This is a genomic window from Lacticaseibacillus styriensis, assembly GCF_030770295.1.
Lineage (GTDB): Bacteria > Bacillota > Bacilli > Lactobacillales > Lactobacillaceae > Lacticaseibacillus > Lacticaseibacillus casei.
Window position 1 is genome coordinate 2,457,972 of the sequence record NZ_CP132483.1, and the last position, 13,993, is coordinate 2,471,964.

Below are 13,993 nucleotides of genomic sequence, written 5' to 3' on the forward strand. Positions count from 1 at the left end.
ATTGCATCAGGTTTAGGCATCCCATATGATAAGGATAGTAACAGAAAATTTATATCACGAAATGAGGAATTACGTATGGAAGAAGTTCCTGATGCGCAACCGCCCGCCACGGCACACAGTATCAAGGATCTGCAGCAGCAGTTGCAGGTCCCATCCCTTGACCACGGTCTCTCTAAAGCCGAGGCCGCTGAACGTTTAAAAGCCAATGGCCCGAACGCCATTGAATCGCATCCGACGCCCAAATGGCTGATTTTTCTGCGGCAGTTTAACAACCTGATCATTTATATTCTGATGATTGCCGCGATTTTGACCACGATTATTGGTGATGTCACCGATACTTCAGTCATTGTTTTGGTGATTATCGTCAACGCGATCATTGGCTACTATCAGGAAAGCAATGCCAGCGATTCGCTTGAGAAAATCAAAAAAATGCTGGCGCCTGAAGCCACTGTCTATCGGGACGGTGAACGCCTCGACATCCCCAGCGCGGATTTGGTAGTTGGTGATGTCGTGTTTCTAGAAGCCGGCGACAATGTACCTGCCGACTTGCGCCTCGTTGATATCGATAACCTCACCATTCAAGAAGCCGTTTTGACCGGCGAGGCTAATTCTGTCATTAAGACCACCGCCACGCTGCCGGCTGATACGCCGCTTGCCGATCAAAGCAATATGGCTTTTGCTTCGACAGCCGTTGCAGGTGGTAGCGGCATCGGGATCGTGGTCGCCACTGGCCACGACACGGAATTCGGTAAAATTTCCCAAGCCGTTTCTGACGTTCGCAAAGGCCGCTCCCCGATGATGCGTGAAATTGATGGCATCGGGAAAGGCATTTCATATGCGATCATCGCTGCGGCGGTTCTGCTCTTCATTTTCGGCCTGATCATCGGCAAGTACGGCCTGCCTGTGTTGGCACTCGCCATTGTCACGATGGTCGTCGGCTCGATGCCAGAAGGCTTGCCTGCCACCACTTCTGTTATCTTGGCCATGGGTGTTTCCAACATGGCCAAAAAGCAGCACGTCATCGTCAAAACGTTACCGGCTGCCGAAACTTTAGGCTCCGTTGATGTCATCTGCACTGACAAGACCGGTACGCTGACCAAAAACGAGATGACCATTACCACCGTTGTCACGCCAAAGGCTACCTATGAGGTCGGTGGTTCGGGTTACACGCCGAAAGGAACCTTTACCCTTGCAGGCAAAACGATTCAGCCGACCGCCCATCCGGATTTAATTGCTTTGTTGACGGCCGGTTTTGAAGCGAACGACACCGAGCTGCATCAAGAAGACGGCCGGTATGTGATCAACGGCGAGCCTACTGATGGCGCTTTTCTCACTGTCTATTACAAAGTCTTTAAAAAGGATCCGGACAACACCGAACGCGATTTAATGCCGTTTGATTCCAACAATCGCTATATGGCCAAGTTGGCAAAGTGTGCTGACGGGAAAACCCGCTTATTTGTCAAAGGATCGCCCGATAAGCTGCTGCCTTTGGTCGTAACTGCTCATCCGGATTTCGACACCGACTATTATTTAAAGTTAACCAGTCAATTCAGTGTTCAAGGCCAGCGCGTGATTGCCGTTGCCGAAAGTGTCGTCGGGCCTGACACCACCGAGATCACTCCGGCTCTTTTAGAACAAGGGCTTGATTTTCTGGGGCTCACCGCGATCATTGATCCGCCGCGTGAATCAGTCATTTCAGCGATTAAGCAAATGCGGCGTGCTGGCGTTAAAGTCAAAATGATTACGGGCGATCATCCAGAAACGGCGCTGGCAATTGCACAGAAACTGGATATGGCCGATTCTCCAAAAGCCATGACTGGCGCTCAGTTAGCCGCACTATCAGATGACCAGCGGCAACAGGCCATTCTGGACACCGATGTTTTTGCGCGAACCACGCCAAAAGATAAACTAACGATTGTGACCGCCTTACAGGATGCCGGGAACGTCACTGCCATGGTTGGCGACGGTGTCAATGATGCACCGGCCCTCAAAAAGTCAGATGTCGGCGTTGCTATGGGTCAATCCGGAACCGATGTCGCCAAAGATGCGGCCGACATGGTTTTGACCGATGATCGCTTTGCCCGCATGGAAACGGCGATTGCTCAAGGCCGCCGGATTTACCAAAATATCAAGAAAAGTATTTTGTTCCTGCTGCCGACATCATTTGCGGAAGGCTTAGTGATCGTGTTCACCATTCTGACGCAACAAGCCATGCCATTGCGTGCCAGCCAACTATTGTGGATTAACATGGTCAGCGCGATTACCATCCAGTTTGCCTTCATCTTCGAACCCGCCGAAGCCGGCACGATGGATCGTCCGCCGCGAAAGAAGAACGCTTCGATGATGCACAAGCACGATGTTTTCCAGATTGCGTATGTCGCCATGATGATCGCTGGTATCGGGCTGTGGGCGTTTGATTGGTTGACTGCCAACCATTTGACCGACCGCGTGACTGCCAGCACCATGATGGTCAACATGATTGTCTTAGGTAAAATCTTCTACCTCTTCAACATCCGCACAAACACTTTGGCGCTTTCCAAGAACTTCTTCAGTAACCCTATGGCGTTTGTCATCATCGCGGTCATGTTGGCTCTCCAATGCTTCTTGACTTACGTACCGTTTATGCAGGATATTTTCCAAACCGCTCCTATGTCTTGGCGCGAATGGGGGTTGGCAGTTGCGGCCGGGTCTATCATCCTGATCGTCACGGAAATCGATAAAATCATTCGCATCCGGTGGGACCGGCTGCACGGACATGGTACCTTCCCTTCTGTTTCCAAAACCAATGAATAATGTTCGGACGCCCTAAACTTTTTCTTTTCTTTTTGCGATAACAATGGTAATAATATAAGTAAGGTTTCCCTAACAAACCTTATGCGTATTCAGAAAACCCGCCGAGTTGGTTAATTATCCCCCGACTTGGCGGGTTTTTTGAGTGCTTTTTTCTTTTCAGTACCAGTGACGAGGTTGAGCACATCCGCATCGTGTCACCAAAAAATATTTCAGGCAATCCTAAATTCGGTCTTTTAAATAAAAATACAGCTGGTATACTGTAAGTGAAAAGAAGAGGAGCTGATCGTTTTGAAATTGTACCAAGGTCTCACGCAAGTCCAAATTAACGAAGAATTTGCTGGTGAAGCAAGTGGCTATAAGATTACCACGACCCTTGATAAACCGCTGAACTACGAGCCAACGATTTTGTATCAGTATTTGGATACCGTTTTAAGGCCAGGCAGCCGGCATGACCAAAATAATTTGCGTTATGTGACTGACCCAGCGTTCATCGGGGAAAATTTCGATTATCAAAGCGTTCCTTTCACCTCGCATATGACTGATTTCGATGAAAAAATGGCATTTGCACGCAAACTGGTTGCCGACCTCAACCGTCATTTGTCAGTCAACATTAAACCGGCCGACGCGGAAATCGAGTTGGTTTTTGTTGACTGAAGCAACCGCGTTACCTCCTTTCCTAGTCGCATCACGGCTTCTCTCCTGATCACTGCGGCTAAGTCATTCAGTCAAGCAGCTTAGTTGCAACAAAACGCCACCTAACCCGAAAAAGTTAGGCGGCGTTTTGTTCATACAGGTATGAAAATGTTTTTAAGTCTAGGTTCTATATTACGTAAAGACGGCTTTCTTGCGGGAGGTTACTCTCCGCCCAAAGGAAGTCGTCCTTGTCGTCTTAGTGCGCTTTTGCGACTGTTTTCGGCAACGTCAGCGCCAATAACAAGCCGATGAATCCTACGCCAGCAAAGACGGCAAAGGTAACGGCAAATCCGCCAGCATTGCTGTGCAGCGTGGTTTGCATGTTAGCCAGCAGGACCGTTGCAAACATGACGCCCGCCGAACCGAACAGTTGCCGGGCGGTCGTGGTGACGGCGGTGCCATCCGCCACCAAGTCATTCGGCAAGGCGTTTGCACCAGCGGTCACTGATGGCATCATCACAAACGCATTACCGGCTTCCGTCGCCATCGCCAGCACGATAGCGCCGATTAACGGTAGGTGGTGGGCAAAAATAGCCAGCAAGCCAAAGCCGCCGGTAATCAGAACCATCCCGATCATCGCAACCAGGCGCGGCCCAAAGCGATCAAGTAGCCGACCGCTAACCGGGTTAAGCAGACTCAGTAAAACTGCCGCCGGAACCAAGGACAGTCCCGAAACCAGTGGCGATAGGCCTAACAGCGTCTGAAAGTAAAGCGGCATTAGAATCGTCGTGACAATTAACCCGATATAGGAAATGCCGGTTAAGAACACCGCTTTGGTAAACATTCCGGTCGCAAACACCCGCATTTGCAGCATCGGTGGCTGCCGGTTTAACTGTCGGACCACGAAAATGCCTGCCGCTAAAACGCCTAGAATCAACAGGCCAACAACCCCGGCATGTAAGCCTTGTTTTGACCAAGCACTCAAGGCGTACAACAGGATTGGAAAACTTGCAGACAAAATAAACGAAACCCAGTCCAATCGGGTCGGCGCCATCGGCATCACCGAAGCAATCGTCACCGTCGAAACTGCCAGCACCAACAGCGACACGATCAGGAAGAACAAAAACAGTGCCTGCCACGGAAACCACGTCAACAAGACGCCGGAAATAATCGGGCCAACTGCCAACGCTGAGCCCATTACCAGGCCGGCTGTACCCATCACTTTGCCACGCTCCGAATGCGGCGTAATCGTTAGCAAGACGGTCTGGAAGCTAGGGAAAATAATCCCGACAGCAACTGCTTCAAGCAACCGCCCGATCATCAAAACGGTAAAATTCGGCGCCCAGATACATAGTCCGGTCCCGATTGCAAAGATCAGTTCAATCGCCTGAAATAACCGTTGAAACGGAACGTTGTGCAAAAGCCACGGGCTAACCGGAATCATCAATGTCATCACCAGCATAAAACCGGTTGTCAGCCACGCGACCGTATCCGCGCCTAGGCCAAATGCCTTCATAAACGCCGGATACGCGGTACTCAAAGAAGACTGCGAAATTGACATCGAGAACGTTCCTGTCAACAAAGTTGCCACAAACGCACCGCGATGTCTTATCGTTGAAACACTCATAACATCATCGATTTCTATTTAGTATGGTTGGAGCCTCACATTTTCATGCCCATTTTTTCATAGGACTGCATACCGCCCATCCATAATTCAGATGGCTTGATGCCGCGTTCTTTTGCCAACGCCTTCATCAACGTATCCATGTCCATCAACTTGTATTCCTGTTTCGGCTTATTCGGATCAAACGTTTCGATTTGCGCCATCATGCCGCCATCTTCATGTTCGAGGATGTGGCAGTGATACATGTAAACGCCAGGCAAGTCAAACCGAACCAGTAGCCGAACCGTTTCACCTGGGTTAACGCCAATGGTATCTTTGTAGCCATGCTCATTCGGATAAGGCGCATGACCGTTACGTGACAGAACCAAAAATTGTGTGCCATGCACATGGAACGGGTGAACCATGCCCGGCGCCTCATTACTGTTGGTGACATCCCAATACTGGGCCTTGCCAATCGGTTGAGTAGCGTCAATCCGCTGCATTTCAAATTTCTTGCCGTCAATGGCGACACTTTCATCCATCCCCTGCATGACCACATGCCGAATCGGCAAAGCAGGATCTACTGCCGGCGCATTCACGGTAAATAACTTATCCGGCAACTGGGTGTGATCCGGCTTAAATGCATGAATCCGGAACTTTAAGATTGGCACGTCATCCGTGAACAGGGTCACTTCGTCGCCTTCATGATACTGACCAAAATCAACAATGACCTCGTCCCGTTCAGCACAGGTCATCATCAAATGGGTCAATGAAACTGGCTCGGGTAATAATGAACCATCCCCGCCAATCTGGGTAAATGGCAGATCATCGGAAAAATGCAGACGCCATTCACGGCGATTGGCCCCGTTCAAAAAGCGTAACCGAACTTTTTGCGTCGTCACGTCAAAATAAGGATTAACCGTCCCGTTGATCATAACAGTCGGGCCGGCCACCCCATCAGGATCATAATCAGCGCGGTAATCCCACTGATTATTCTCATGAAAGCGCCGATCCTGCAAAATGACTGGAATATCATCCACGCCATAGTTCCTTGGCAGTGGCAGACGCTCCTCGTGATCATCTTTGACGATGACCATAGCCGCTAGCCCATGCCATACCTGCTCCGCCGTTTCCGGACACGGATGAGCGTGCAGCCACAGCGTTGTAGCCGGTTGATCCAGCGTGAAATCAATTTGCTTGCTTTCACCAGGATAAACAGGGGCATGGCAGCCGCCGTCCACATAAGGGCCACTCACATCGGCCCCATGCCAATGAAACGTTGTTACTTCAGGCAACGCATTTTTCAACGTCACGTGAACGTGCTGACCACGACGATAGACAATGGTCTGCCCCAACAAGCTGGCATTGTATCCCCAAGTCTTGGTCTTGGGTCCCGGCAACAGTTGCGTCTCGCCCGCTTCTGCCGTGACTGTGTAATAAACATCAGTTGCCGTTTCTTTGTCAGGCTTCAACAAAGGCGGTACGTTCAAGGGTTTGGCTGGCGCATCGCTTACTTCAAGCGGCACATAGCCGCCATCGTGCAAGTCAAACGCCGGCTCATCAAAGAAATAGTCGGTATAGGTTTTCATCATCGGTCCCCCCTTAATTTGAATTTTAGCACTTTTTAGGGTTGCCATAAATACAATTTAGAATTAATCTAAACTAGACGCGTATCTATCAGCGTTGTTTGGGGAACTTTTTTGAAAAAGGAGGAAATGAACATGCAAACAATGTCAAAGTCAATGGGCTGGTTCATGCTGGCCCTCAATGTCGTGCTGCTGGTGCTAATTGCTACCATGCACAACATGGCTGCGATGTGGTTAATGGGTATTATCATGTCGCTTGATGCCATCTCGGGGTTAATCTCAGCCTATCACGCTGACCGCGAAACCCATCATCAAGGCCACGCTCCGCAACATTAATGTACCCAACCAGGTGCCCGATTTTGGCCATCAATGAACCCCTTGATCAATCATATATGTTGACACATACATATGTTAAATGTATCATGTGTTAACAATCAAGATGAACAACGGGGGAACGGGCATGCAACCACTTTCCATTACTGAAAAGCATGATATGACCGCAGCCATTCGGGTTGAATACTTCTCGACGGCTTGGATGGCTTTTGAATTCATCATCGGTTTATGGTCAGGTCTTCAAGCCGGTTCGATTCTATTAATCGCGTTTGGGCTAGATAGTTTTCTTGAAATCATTTCGGGAGCAACCTTAATCTGGCGACTTAAAAAAGAAAACAGCGGTGCACCCGCGGCAGTTGTAGCCGCGGCTGAACGGCGCTCGAGTCTTGTGGTCGGCAGCGTTTTGCTACTGCTGAGTCTTTATGTAGTCGGTGTTTCCGGCTTCAACCTTGTGACCCATGCTGCCGCTGAAAGCAGCTTTAGCGGGATTGGAATTGCCATTGCCTCTGTGTTGTTGATGCCGATTCTGACGTTGAAAAAACGCCATCTTGGCCAAAAGCTGGCTTCTGCAGCATTAGTCGAAGACGGCATGTGCAACATCACCTGTGCGTATATGGCCGCTACGGTTTTGCTTGGCAGTTTGTTAACCTGGCTGCTTAATTGGTGGTGGGCTGATTCAGTGGCTGCCTTGATTCTGGTTTACTTTGTTGCGAGTGAAGGTTGGGAAAGCCTACAAACGGGATTAGACCGTGATTGAATTCATGGTTCATTACCACCTCGAATCAAAATGACCTTAAAGTAACATGCCTTGAATGTTAAGACATCTTGCTTTAAGGTCGTTTTATATTCAAAAAACAATCCGCCAAACCCATTTCAGAAAAGAGCGATGACATTTATGACTGCCAACTCGTTAAAATTAGTCGAATCAGCTAAGCTTGCTGAAGCCGAACGCATTTTTAAGCTGCTGAGCAACCCGATCCGACTACAGATGTTGAAGTTACTCGAACAGCAGGAACTCAACGTCAGCAAGCTCGGCGACTTATTGGGGCTCGAACAATCGGTTGTCTCCCATCAGCTGGCACTCCTGCGTAAGCATCAGCTGGTCAGCGCCAAGCGAGTGGGCAAGGCGAATTACTACCGCTTGGACGATCCTCACATTATCACGGTGATCGACGCCATGCTCGCCCACGCCGACCACGTCGCCCGTGGTAAACGACATGGTGAGTAACAACACGCGTAGCAAGGCCCCCTTATGCCAACTAAACAGCGCCACCCGCAGATTCCTTTACGAAAATCCGCGAGCAGCGCTGTTTTTGATGTGAATCCGACCAATTACTAGCCGACTTCACACATGAGCATGTCTCTGTACTTTATCAAAGGCTTCGAGCACTACCCCGCCAAGCCATCGTGGATCTTGTCGAGATTCCACTTCATCATCGTATAATACGTGTCGCCTTGCTTGCCTTTCGCCGCAAGGGAGTCGGTGAAGATCTTGGAATAGATCGAAAGTCCGGTTTCTTTAGCTACCTTGTTCATCGACTTCGGTGATACCGATGTTTCGACGAATAAATGTTTAACCTCTGACGCCCGGATCTTAGCCAAAACCGTTTGCATTTGCTCTGGCGTCCCTTGAGCTTCGGTGTTGATTTCCCAAATGTAGGCCGGAGTCACGTGATAAGCCTTGGAGAAGTACTTAAAAGCACCTTCTGATGTTACCAAAACGCGTTGTTTTTCCGGAATGTCCAGGAACCGTGATTGCGCCGTTTTATGCAGCTTTTGTAACTTGGCAACATACTGATCACTGTTCTTCTGATAGTAATCAGCATTCTTGGCATCTTTTTCCTTAAGCACCTTGGTGATGGTCTTAACGTATTGAATCCCGTTAGCCAAATCCAGCCACGCATGCGGATCTTCTTCCTTGACGTTGGTTGTCAAATGTTCTGGTGTAACCCCGGCACTTGCGGAAAAGACATCCTTGCCAAACGCTTTGTGTGAGGTTTTGACTAGTTTCTTGAACCAGCCATTGCCACCGGTTTCGAGATTCAAGCCATTGTGGAAAACAAGATTGGCTTCGCTAGTCGCCGCCACATCGGTCGGTCGCGGTTCGTATTCATGCGGATCGGTACCGCGTTTCACAATACTATAAAGCTTGATCCGCTCACCACCGACATTTTGCACCATATCTTCGAGAATCGAGTTGGTTGTCACAACCCGTAACTTTTGGCCGGTGCTGGCAGCGTCTTTTTGCGCATTACTGCGGCTATTGACGAACCAAAACACGCCACCGATCATAACAATTAACGCGCCAACTGTGATTAAAATCTTTTTCATCGAACAATCTCCTCCGCTGTCTGAGTCGTCGCGGCTTCCTTGGTCCGCTGACGCTTGCTAAAACTAAAGAATGCTTGTTTTGGCGAGAAAATAAATGAGATAGCGAATAGGACGGCAGCTACGAGCACGATGGCCGGACCGGATGCCCAGTTCAAAGTAAAGCTGAAGTACAGGCCCGTGATGGATGAGATCACACCCACACTAGCTGCCATGACAAGCATGGTTTCGAGGCGGTCGGTCCACAAGAAGGCCGTTGCCGCCGGGGTGATCAGCATCGCAACCACCAAAATGATGCCGACTGTCTGTAAGGCTGAAACCGTCACCAAAGTCAAAACGAGCATCAAGGCATAGTGAATGGCCGTGGTGTTTAACCCATACGTCTTGGCGAAGGTATTATCGAAGGACGTGATTAACAGTTCCTTATAGAACAGAACCACGAACAGGACGACGATGCCTAAGACGATCGCGGTGGTCATGATGTCGCTATCGCTAACCGCCAAAATGTTACCGAACAGAATGTGGTGTAAATTCGTGGCGCTTTCTGCCATTGAAATCAAAATGAATCCTAAGGCATAAAACGCACTGAACACAACGCCGATCGAGGTGTCGGTTTTAATCTTGCTGTTAGCGGCTACAAAACCGATTAATAAGGCGGCAATAATCCCAAACACCGACGCGCCGATCATCACGTTGACGCCCAGCATATAGGCAACCGCCACACCCGGCAGCACCGCATGGGAGATCGCATCGCCCATCAACGACATGCCGCGCAAAATAATGAAGCTACCGATCAATCCGGACATGATACCGACCATAATCGCGGTCACTAATGCGCTTTGCAGAAAGTCATACTTGCCTAACGCGTTAAAAAATTCAATCAATGAGTTCATGCGCTCGCCCCCTCCTTAGTTGCAAACAATACATTGGAAAGGTCCGCCGAGAATGCCCGTTCAATATTCCGGGCCGTATAAACTTCTTCAACCGGTCCTTCAGCAATAATGCCGTGGTTCATGACGACAAGTTCGTCAAAATAATTCGATACCTTATTCAAATCGTGATGCACGACGATTAATGTTTTACCGGCATCCCGCCACTGGTTCAGAATCGTCATGATCTCTTGCTCACTTTTCATGTCAATACCGACAAATGGTTCGTCGAGAATCATGATGTCAGCTTGCTGGACGATCGCCCGCGCAACAAAGACCCGCTGCAGCTGGCCACCAGATAACTGGCTGATTTGACGTTTGGTAAATTCCTCCAATCCCACTTGTTCAAGCGCATCATAGGCTGCCTGACGTTCTCTTTTTCCGGGACTTTTCAATAAACCCAAGCGCCCATACGTCCCGGTCAGCACCAGATCCAGAACATTAATCGGAAATGTCAGATCCAGATCTTTACGCTGTTCAACATAAGCAATGGCTTGCTGGACTTCTTTGAGTGTTTTGCCAGAAAAGTCCACTGTTCCTGATTGGACCTTGATCAAGCCCAGTATGGCTTTGATCAAGGTCGATTTACCTGCTCCGTTAGGCCCAATGATCCCGGTGATCTTGCCTGCGTTAAAATGAACGGCAACATCAGCAAACACCGGTGTGTCAGCGTAGGCAACGGTCAGGTTCTTGACTGTTAACATAAGAACCTCCAATTTTAGGGTGACCTAATTTGCTTTCATCTTTAGCTTACAGAAAACCGCACCTACTGACAAGTGTTTTTTAAGGCATACTTTAAAAATATTGGTAACCCATTTAAAGTTATAACTCGTTAACCAAATTTCTTCGTGATGACCGCTAATTAAGCTAAATTAATAAGCAATGAAATCGAATACATAAATTCATCGCTATTAGTCATAAAAAAAGTCCCATGAGCAATCTCATTGATTGTTCATAGGACTATGTTTATCGCTATGTTATTTTAAGCATTTTCATGGCTCAATGTCTCGCTAAAAGCAATGAATCTTTTCAGCGGTACGCCACTACTACCAACTAGCTTTGCGGACACCCGGAATCTGTCCTTTGTGTGCCAGCTCGCGAAAGTTGAGTCGGGAAAGGCCGAATTTACGCAGATACGCATGTGGTCGGCCATCCAATGCATCACGATGGTGTAGTCGAACCGGACTCGAATCACGCGGCAATTTGCTAAGTCCGATGTAATCACCTTTTGCTTTGAGTTCCGCACGCTTCGCCGCATACTGTTGAACTAATTTTTCCTGGCGCTTGGCCTTGGCAATCTTTGATTTTTTTGCCATTCGCTTACCTCTTTCTGTTATGAAGTGACCCCACTGTCATTGTTGGTTTCGCAAATTGACAGGCGTATACTTCCTTTTATCGATTCTTTTGTTGTTTGCGTTTTGCCTCATGTAAAATCTTCAAGGCGCGCTTACGGGTTTTAATGTTTGGGCTTTTCATACGCCGCCGTGCACTCGCCAAATCGGTTTTTTCCAAAATTTTTCAGCTCCTTTTAATCGTAATCATTACGCTTAAACGACGGATTTAACCTTATCATGCCGGCCTTTTTGCTGTCAATGAAATTTTGGCAGCAATTGTTTTCGGATTAGAATTTAAAAATTTTGCTTGTCAATTTGCTCCGCTTGCTTTATGGTTTAAAGCGTAATGATTACGTTTTGGAAGGAAGCGGGTATTTATGATGAAGCGATTACTTGCAGGTATCAGTGTCGTACTGCTAGCCATTTTCGGCGTAGCGTGCGGTAACAATGGTGCCGCAAAGCAATCCAGCACTAGCAACAGCAAAATTCAGGTTGTTGCCAGTGTCGATTTTTATGGTGAGGTTGCCAAAGCAGTTGGTGGTAACAAGGTTTCGGTTCAGTCGATTATCGACAATCCGGCCGTGGATCCGCACGATTATGAACCAACTACTAAAGTCGGCAAGTCAGTTGCAAAATCCGATTTAGTGGTTGCCAGCGGTATCGGCTATGACGGCTGGATGGACAAGGTTGTTAAGTCCGAAAACAAGTCGAAAAATTACTTAAAAGTTGCTGACGATCTGATGGGCAAAAAGGAAGGCGACAACGAACATATCTGGTATGATCCGCGAACCATGCCGAAGTTGGCTAATGCCTTAGCCGACAGGTTCGCCAAGAAGGACCCGGCTGACAAGGCTAAGTTCAAAGCCAACGCGAAGAAGTATATCGCCTCCTTGGATGATCTCAACGCTTTAATCAACAAACTAAAGGCTAATGCAAATGGCAAACTCGTTGACGTTTCCGAACCAGTCTTCGGCTATGCCTTGGATTACATGGGTTATAAAGTCAACGATGAACACTTCTCCAAGTCTACTGAAGACGGTACCGATTACAGTGCCAAGGATATCCACGGTATCGAAACCGACATTAAAGAAAAGAAGATTGCCTTCTTCGTTAATAACATCCAGGCATCTTCCAAGACTGTAACACGTTTGGTTAAATTAGCCGAACAGAACAATGTTCCGGTCTTAAAGGTTACCGAAACGCTGCCAAAAGGTAAAAACTACCGGACTTGGATGACAAGCCAATATGAACAGCTTGAAAAAATCCAGGATCAGTCATCATCCAGCGCCACATCTGTAAGCAAATAAGCTCTTTCTGGCCACGAGGGTTTGCCACACTTTTTCTCCTTTACTTTTAATTTCGGCAAGACACATCCCCTGTCGAATTCGTCAATCGCTTAGCTTTGATTACATGACAAACCATAGCTCCGGGTCAAAAGCACCGGACAACCCCGGCCAGAAGGAAAGCACGCATCGTAAACGGTGCGTGCTTTTTTTGTGTGAGCGTGAGTCGACGCGTTTAGGGGTCGGAGTGTAAGCGGCCTCAGGCGCGATGACCCGGGCTTGCTCATTGCGACTGAGGTCCTTACACGCGGACTCCTGCGCCAGCGAACGCGTTATAGAAGCCAACACACCTCCCTTCCGCCGCCTTCCACCCAAAATCGACAGTGTTACAATAAAATTGACTTACGAACAAGAAAGGAAGATGACCATGGCAAATGTCATGATTCTAGGCGCCCACGGACAAATTGCAACATTGGTACGCCAGCGCCTGTTGAAAGAAACTCAGCATCATCTTAACTTGTTTCTGCGTCACGCTGAGCGGCTGCAAAACGTTAATGACCAGCGGGAAACCGTTGTTGACGGAGATGTCACCGACACTCCCCTTCTGACAAAAGCCATGAACGGCAGTGATCTTGTCTATGCCAATCTAGGCAACAAAGGCATTGAAAACCAAGCCAAGTCAGTGGTCCAAGCCATGGATGCCAACAACATTAAACGGTTAATCTGGATTTCAACGCTGGGCATTTATGATGAAGTTCCCGGTGCATTTGGCCGCTGGAATCACAAAATGTTAGACGGTGGCTATCTGGAAACTTATGCGGCGGCCGCTAAAGTCATTGAGACGTCTGATTTAGCTTATACGATTATCCGTCCGGCATGGCTGTCCAACAAAAATATCGTGAGCTACGAGATCACCCAAAAAGGTGAGCCGTTCAAGGGAACAGAGGTTTCACGTCGCAGCATCGCGGATCTAGTCGTCAATTTAATCAACGATCCTAGCCAGCACATTGGTCAATCACTTGGGGTTGACCAACCGAATACGCAAGGTGACAAACCTTCCTTCTATTGAAACCCGTTCTTTGCCAATTAAAAAAGATTTCACCGGAAGCCTAATCAGTAGGTAGCAACTTTTTAAGAGGACTCGGCGAATTTTTTTATATTATTAATTCCA

14 protein-coding genes are annotated in these 13,993 nt (G+C 48.3%); 7 read left to right on the forward strand and 7 right to left on the reverse strand.

Translation table 11 applies throughout. The annotated features are described in order from the left end of the window. Nucleotides 1-75 precede the first annotated feature (75 nt). Together LACSTY_RS11605 and LACSTY_RS11610 are read left to right on the forward strand one after the other, a co-directional pair. The gene (locus tag LACSTY_RS11605) at nt 76-2,793 is read left to right on the forward strand and encodes an HAD-IC family P-type ATPase (RefSeq protein WP_087912766.1); all 2,718 of its coding nucleotides are present in this window, start codon (nt 76-78) and stop codon (nt 2,791-2,793) included. A 288-nt stretch (nt 2,794-3,081) separates the two neighbouring features. Further along, nucleotides 3,082-3,447 carry a hypothetical protein gene (locus tag LACSTY_RS11610; RefSeq protein WP_010492426.1) on the forward strand — a complete coding sequence of 122 codons (366 nt, stop codon included), beginning with the start codon at nt 3,082-3,084 and terminating at the stop codon, nt 3,445-3,447. Nucleotides 3,448-3,682: 235 nt separating this feature from the next. Here LACSTY_RS11610 and LACSTY_RS11615 read toward each other — a convergent pair whose 3' ends face one another. Beyond that, on the reverse strand, nt 3,683-5,053 hold the full coding sequence (locus tag LACSTY_RS11615; protein ID WP_087912767.1) for an MFS transporter: 1,371 nt from the start codon (nt 5,051-5,053) through the stop codon (nt 3,683-3,685). Between the two features lie 35 nt (nt 5,054-5,088). Then, nucleotides 5,089-6,618 carry a multicopper oxidase family protein gene (locus tag LACSTY_RS11620; protein ID WP_087912768.1) on the reverse strand — a complete coding sequence of 510 codons (1,530 nt, stop codon included), beginning with the start codon at nt 6,616-6,618 and terminating at the stop codon, nt 5,089-5,091. Nucleotides 6,619-6,750: 132 nt separating this feature from the next. On the opposite strand from LACSTY_RS11620, the gene LACSTY_RS11625 reads away from it, so the two are divergent. From LACSTY_RS11625 to LACSTY_RS11635, 3 genes are all read left to right on the forward strand, one after another. Then, nucleotides 6,751-6,951, forward strand: a complete 201-nt coding sequence (locus tag LACSTY_RS11625; RefSeq protein ID WP_010492431.1) for a hypothetical protein — start codon at nt 6,751-6,753, stop codon at nt 6,949-6,951. A 124-nt stretch (nt 6,952-7,075) separates the two neighbouring features. Next, entirely contained in the window at nt 7,076-7,705 is a 630-nt protein-coding gene (locus tag LACSTY_RS11630) for a cation efflux transmembrane domain-containing protein (RefSeq protein ID WP_087912769.1), read from the forward strand. Between the two features lie 138 nt (nt 7,706-7,843). Next, the gene (locus LACSTY_RS11635; RefSeq protein WP_087912770.1) at nt 7,844-8,176 is read left to right on the forward strand and encodes an ArsR/SmtB family transcription factor; all 333 of its coding nucleotides are present in this window, start codon (nt 7,844-7,846) and stop codon (nt 8,174-8,176) included. 161 nt (nt 8,177-8,337) lie between these two features. On the opposite strand, the gene LACSTY_RS11640 is transcribed toward LACSTY_RS11635, so the two are convergent. The 5 genes from LACSTY_RS11640 to LACSTY_RS11660 all read right to left on the reverse strand — a co-directional run bounded on the left by LACSTY_RS11640 (nt 8,338) and on the right by LACSTY_RS11660 (nt 11,717). After that, entirely contained in the window at nt 8,338-9,279 is a 942-nt protein-coding gene (locus LACSTY_RS11640) for a metal ABC transporter solute-binding protein, Zn/Mn family (RefSeq protein ID WP_087912771.1), read from the reverse strand. Further along, on the reverse strand, nt 9,276-10,169 hold the full coding sequence (locus LACSTY_RS11645) for a metal ABC transporter permease (protein ID WP_049171910.1): 894 nt from the start codon (nt 10,167-10,169) through the stop codon (nt 9,276-9,278). Before LACSTY_RS11645 ends, LACSTY_RS11640 begins: the two co-directional genes overlap by 4 nt. Next, nucleotides 10,166-10,909 (reverse strand): metal ABC transporter ATP-binding protein, encoded by a 744-nt coding sequence (locus tag LACSTY_RS11650; protein ID WP_087912772.1) that lies wholly within the window; start codon nt 10,907-10,909, stop codon nt 10,166-10,168. Before LACSTY_RS11650 ends, LACSTY_RS11645 begins: the two co-directional genes overlap by 4 nt. Before the next feature lie 342 nt (nt 10,910-11,251). Further along, the gene (gene rpsN, locus LACSTY_RS11655; RefSeq protein WP_087912773.1) at nt 11,252-11,521 is read right to left on the reverse strand and encodes a 30S ribosomal protein S14; all 270 of its coding nucleotides are present in this window, start codon (nt 11,519-11,521) and stop codon (nt 11,252-11,254) included. Between the two features lie 76 nt (nt 11,522-11,597). Further along, entirely contained in the window at nt 11,598-11,717 is a 120-nt protein-coding gene (locus LACSTY_RS11660) for a putative metal homeostasis protein (protein ID WP_010492447.1), read from the reverse strand. Nucleotides 11,718-11,916: 199 nt separating this feature from the next. On the opposite strand from LACSTY_RS11660, the gene LACSTY_RS11665 reads away from it, so the two are divergent. Then, on the forward strand, nt 11,917-12,846 hold the full coding sequence (locus LACSTY_RS11665; protein ID WP_087912774.1) for a metal ABC transporter solute-binding protein, Zn/Mn family: 930 nt from the start codon (nt 11,917-11,919) through the stop codon (nt 12,844-12,846). A 403-nt stretch (nt 12,847-13,249) separates the two neighbouring features. Continuing rightward, entirely contained in the window at nt 13,250-13,891 is a 642-nt protein-coding gene (locus tag LACSTY_RS11670; protein ID WP_010492451.1) for an NAD(P)H-binding protein, read from the forward strand. Nucleotides 13,892-13,993: the final 102 nt, after the last annotated feature.

Bases quoted from the DNA above. Each gene is read 5' to 3' on its own strand.
- rpsN (WP_087912773.1), bottom strand. From the start codon at position 11,521: ATGGCAAAAAAATCAAAGATTGCCAAGGCCAAGCGCCAGGAAAAATTA.
- LACSTY_RS11670 (WP_010492451.1), top strand. From the start codon at position 13,250: ATGGCAAATGTCATGATTCTAGGCGCCCACGGACAAATTGCAACATTG.
- LACSTY_RS11630 (WP_087912769.1), top strand. From the start codon at position 7,076: ATGCAACCACTTTCCATTACTGAAAAGCATGATATGACCGCAGCCATT.
- LACSTY_RS11665 (WP_087912774.1), top strand. From the start codon at position 11,917: ATGATGAAGCGATTACTTGCAGGTATCAGTGTCGTACTGCTAGCCATT.
- LACSTY_RS11605 (WP_087912766.1), top strand. From the start codon at position 76: ATGGAAGAAGTTCCTGATGCGCAACCGCCCGCCACGGCACACAGTATC.
- LACSTY_RS11635 (WP_087912770.1), top strand. From the start codon at position 7,844: ATGACTGCCAACTCGTTAAAATTAGTCGAATCAGCTAAGCTTGCTGAA.
- LACSTY_RS11645 (WP_049171910.1), bottom strand. From the start codon at position 10,169: ATGAACTCATTGATTGAATTTTTTAACGCGTTAGGCAAGTATGACTTT.
- LACSTY_RS11650 (WP_087912772.1), bottom strand. From the start codon at position 10,909: ATGTTAACAGTCAAGAACCTGACCGTTGCCTACGCTGACACACCGGTG.
- LACSTY_RS11615 (WP_087912767.1), bottom strand. From the start codon at position 5,053: ATGAGTGTTTCAACGATAAGACATCGCGGTGCGTTTGTGGCAACTTTG.
- LACSTY_RS11640 (WP_087912771.1), bottom strand. From the start codon at position 9,279: ATGAAAAAGATTTTAATCACAGTTGGCGCGTTAATTGTTATGATCGGT.
- LACSTY_RS11620 (WP_087912768.1), bottom strand. From the start codon at position 6,618: ATGAAAACCTATACCGACTATTTCTTTGATGAGCCGGCGTTTGACTTG.
- LACSTY_RS11625 (WP_010492431.1), top strand. From the start codon at position 6,751: ATGCAAACAATGTCAAAGTCAATGGGCTGGTTCATGCTGGCCCTCAAT.